The organism is Planktothrix sp. (assembly GCF_046067725.1).
GTDB lineage: Bacteria > Cyanobacteriota > Cyanobacteriia > Cyanobacteriales > Microcoleaceae > Planktothrix.
Genome location: NZ_JBJUDF010000268.1, coordinates 1 through 3,485, shown reverse-complemented (window position 1 = coordinate 3,485; position 3,485 = coordinate 1). Strand labels below are relative to the sequence as shown.

Genomic DNA, 3,485 nt, shown 5'->3' with positions numbered 1-3,485 from the left:
TCATTCTAAACCCATTAATGCTTTAGATGTGAGTTCTAATGGTGAAATTGTGGTCAGTGGCAGTGAAGATAAGACAATTAAAATTTGGCAAATGCCTTAATCAGTTATCAGTTATCAGTTATAGTGCTACGCATTACAGTTAGGACATTTCTGAATTCTCAAACCCTTTCACTTCTTACTGTTCCCTGTTCCCTGTTCCCTGTTCCCTTGCGCGTAGCGCTATATTAGTTTAAACATTTTTAGACTGTTTTTGTGGTCAATTCCTATTTCTCGACTAGGCTGCAAAAAAATAGAGGGAAAACCAAGGTTTTCTCTCTATCTTAGTTTAAGTTAGTGTTGGATTGAAGCTCAATCCTTTAGAAACGGAATTGAGTCCGCAATGTTCCAACCACAATGGTGCTATTGTCGCTATTGTGATCCGGGTCAGTGACAACGTAGAAGCCCGGAGTAATGGAAATGTAGTCGCTGATCGGATAACGATAGAATCCTTCAATATGAATGGAGGTATCTTTATCCTCTAAAGCACTAATATCGTGATCGGTCACCTGGGGAGGCATACCGACGATTAAACCACCTAAGCCACCTTCTTTGAGGACATCAGGGAATGCCAAGGTAACGGCCCAGTTCAGGATGGTTGCACTATTGTCTCCGCCTTGTTTTTGATTCGCCCAGGTTGAACCAAACCAGCCACCTAACTCAAAGTTTTTGGAGATGCGCCAGTTGGCTTGGAACCCTAAGTTTTCAGTGGTTGTGGAATTGTCACCAAAGGGTCTATTCGCTCCCCAGCTACCTGTCCCTCCACTGATCAACGATGAAGTAGATGTCATGTCATCAGAGGAGAAGTAGCGATGGTTATATTCCAAAGAAACACCAATCTTGGGACTGGGGTTAAACATCAATTGCAGACCTGTACTGTAACCGCCATTGAACAAGCCACGACCTTGATCCGCAAATTCAGCTTGGCTGGCTAAGTAACCTAAATTCAGCTTGAACTTGTCACTGAAGGCATATTTCAGCGCCACCCCAGTTCCTTCCGGGCCACGAAATGTGGTTGGGTTATAGCGACCAAAACGGGACAGGGCACCATCTCCAGAGCCACCGAAGGGAGTTACATAGTCATAAATATCATCTAAGTCAAGACCGTTAGCCCCAACGAAGACTTGACCTTTGCCATTGCTGATGGGGAAGCGATAGTACAAGTCATCCAAAACAATACCATTGTTGCTGCCATCAATGGATGTACGGCTCATCAAGGTATTGGTGATGTCGTAGTTAGCAAGGTTAGGTACTGATCTAGCTTCTAACCGGGTTCTTAATAAGTCTTGGCCTGTGAAACTGGTATCAAAGTTTAGACGAGCACGATAGCCGAAATAGGCTTCGGTTGGATCACTATCTTCTGGGGCAAAGTTACCTATGACGTTGTTAGTGGCGCGATCGCCAGCCGCATCACCCAGCCAGAAGATCACTTCCCCCCGCAGTTTCGTGGTGGTGGAGAACTGATTAGCTTCTAATTCGGCTGTTCTCGCTTCTAAAGCATAAACTCGACCGCGCAGGGTGGCTAATTCGGCTGCAAACTCTTCTTGTAAGCGTTGCAGAACCGCTAAATCTTCACGGGTGACTAAGTTAGCAACAGAAGCGGCAATCAGTTCGTTAACCCGTTCTAAACAGGCATTTAAACCCGCCGCGAACTCATAACGAGTCATAGCACGGTTGCCTTTGTAGGTTCCATCGGGATAACCGGCAATACAACCGTAGCGTTCAACAAGGGACTGTAACGCTTGGAAAGCCCAGTCAGTCGGTTGAACGTCAGATAATTGAGAAACCGATGTCACCTGCTCCAGGGCATCACTGACTTCGGAATACTCATTAATCTGATCTAAGTCGGCTCCACTGGTGGCTGTGGATTCCACCGCTTCCATCTGAGCGACTTGGAACTCAGAAGCTTGAGCAGTTTGTAGCGGTGCGGAAGCCTCTGAGAAAGCACTCGCAGATTCACTGTTTACACTGGTAACCGCTTGAGTTGTAGCAACAGTCTGCGGTTCCATCTGAGTCAGAGACTCACCATTGCCTAGAGTGGCAGATTCAACGGTAACATCAGCATCAGGAGTCACCGATAGAGCCAGTTGCTCTGGCGATGACTCAGCATTAGCTTGATATTGCAAATCAAGATTTTGTCCAGACGGGGCAACAGCACGGGCAGCTTCGATGGTGACTGAAGCCGGATCGGCTGCATTTGCTAACTTCTCTGAAGTCGCCTCAGTGGCTAAGGCTGCATTCGTTAAGAGAAGGGCCGCTCCCAGAACGCCCGGACTCTGCTTTAGAGTGTTCAATAAAACTTTGTTCATCATCTCAATTCTCACACCGACACTTAAAATACCTGAAGCAAGGGAGTCCCCACCTCGATTGAACCAATAGTATCATATCTTAACTAGAGTTTCTCCTGCGTCAAGTAGGTAAACAAAAGTCAAGGCTTATGGTGTACCTGATTCTATCAGCAAAAGCTAGACTTAGACCAGGTTTTGTTTCTCAACAATAGGTTGAGAATTGATCCGTCGAATGGCAACAACGGATGGTTTGGGGGGTTCATTGGGTTGTTGACTCGGCCAGTTTGATCCCACAGGAACTTGGCGAGTTTGCATAAACAATTCCCCTTCAGAGGTTTGTAAGGCAAATTTCCGGGTTTGGGTTTCCATCTCTTGACGAGTGCCGTGATATTCCCCCGGATGTTGAACCGCAATAAATAAAGTTTTTTGATCCGGGGTAAAAAACGGCCCACTCATTTCACATTCCATTGGCCCAGTCGCAAATAAAAACGCTTGACCCCCAATATTCCCAGAAGTGGGTAAAAACCAAACGGAATTATTACCATATACTCCTAATAAATCATCTCCCTCTAATGGTTGATTTTGATCATCCACACGATTGAACGGAATAGATTTATTGTGTTTATTGGTGGAAATATCCGTTACTATCCATACATTCCCAGCACCATCAACGGCTAAATTATCCGGGTTACTAAACCCTAACCCCCCTTGCGCTAGTTCTCCCCCTGTAACAACCATTTGCCATTCAAAGGTCATAGCTTGCGGGACATTTCCCTCTTCTACTAATCGCATCACCCATCCGTATTCATACGGTTTTTTCTCGGAGGGTGCTTGAAAAATCTCTAGGTTCGGGCTTTCGGTTTCAGCTTTAGCACTACCGGAAGTAAAGGCTATCAATAAAGAACCATCTAAACCGATTTCTGTATCTTCGGGTCGCGCCGTACAAGTTGCACCAACCGCACTGGCGGCTAAATGAGCATCAATTAAAATCGCCCCTTGTTGTTCTTGAGAATTTCCCGTATACAAATCAGCGAGGGTTTTAAATTGTTCTTTGAAGCGTTGGATATCCTCATCGGTTTTAGCGGCAAAACTGCCTCCTTTGGGACGCCGAGGTAAACTAATAATGCCTCCGACATGAACATTAGGGGGATCAGGGTTGAC

The 3,485-nt window shown here is 45.8% G+C and carries 3 protein-coding genes; 1 reads left to right on the top strand and 2 read right to left on the bottom strand.

Translation table 11 applies throughout. The annotated features are described in order from the left end of the window. Positions 1 to 13 precede the first annotated feature (13 nt). Positions 14 to 100 (top strand): hypothetical protein, encoded by an 87-nt coding sequence (locus ACKPEB_RS16480; protein ID WP_408966049.1) that lies wholly within the window; start codon positions 14 to 16, stop codon positions 98 to 100. Positions 101 to 356: 256 nt separating this feature from the next. Here ACKPEB_RS16480 and ACKPEB_RS16475 read toward each other — a convergent pair whose 3' ends face one another. Beyond that, on the bottom strand, positions 357 to 2,345 hold the full coding sequence (locus ACKPEB_RS16475; RefSeq protein WP_408966048.1) for an iron uptake porin: 1,989 nt from the start codon (positions 2,343 to 2,345) through the stop codon (positions 357 to 359). A gap of 162 nt (positions 2,346 to 2,507) precedes the next feature. Next, positions 2,508 to 3,485: PhoX family protein (locus ACKPEB_RS16470; protein ID WP_408966047.1), on the bottom strand; the 978-nt coding region annotated here is incomplete at its 5' end.

Bases quoted from the DNA above. Each gene is read 5' to 3' on its own strand.
- ACKPEB_RS16475 (WP_408966048.1), bottom strand. From the start codon at position 2,345: ATGAACAAAGTTTTATTGAACACTCTAAAGCAGAGTCCGGGCGTTCTG.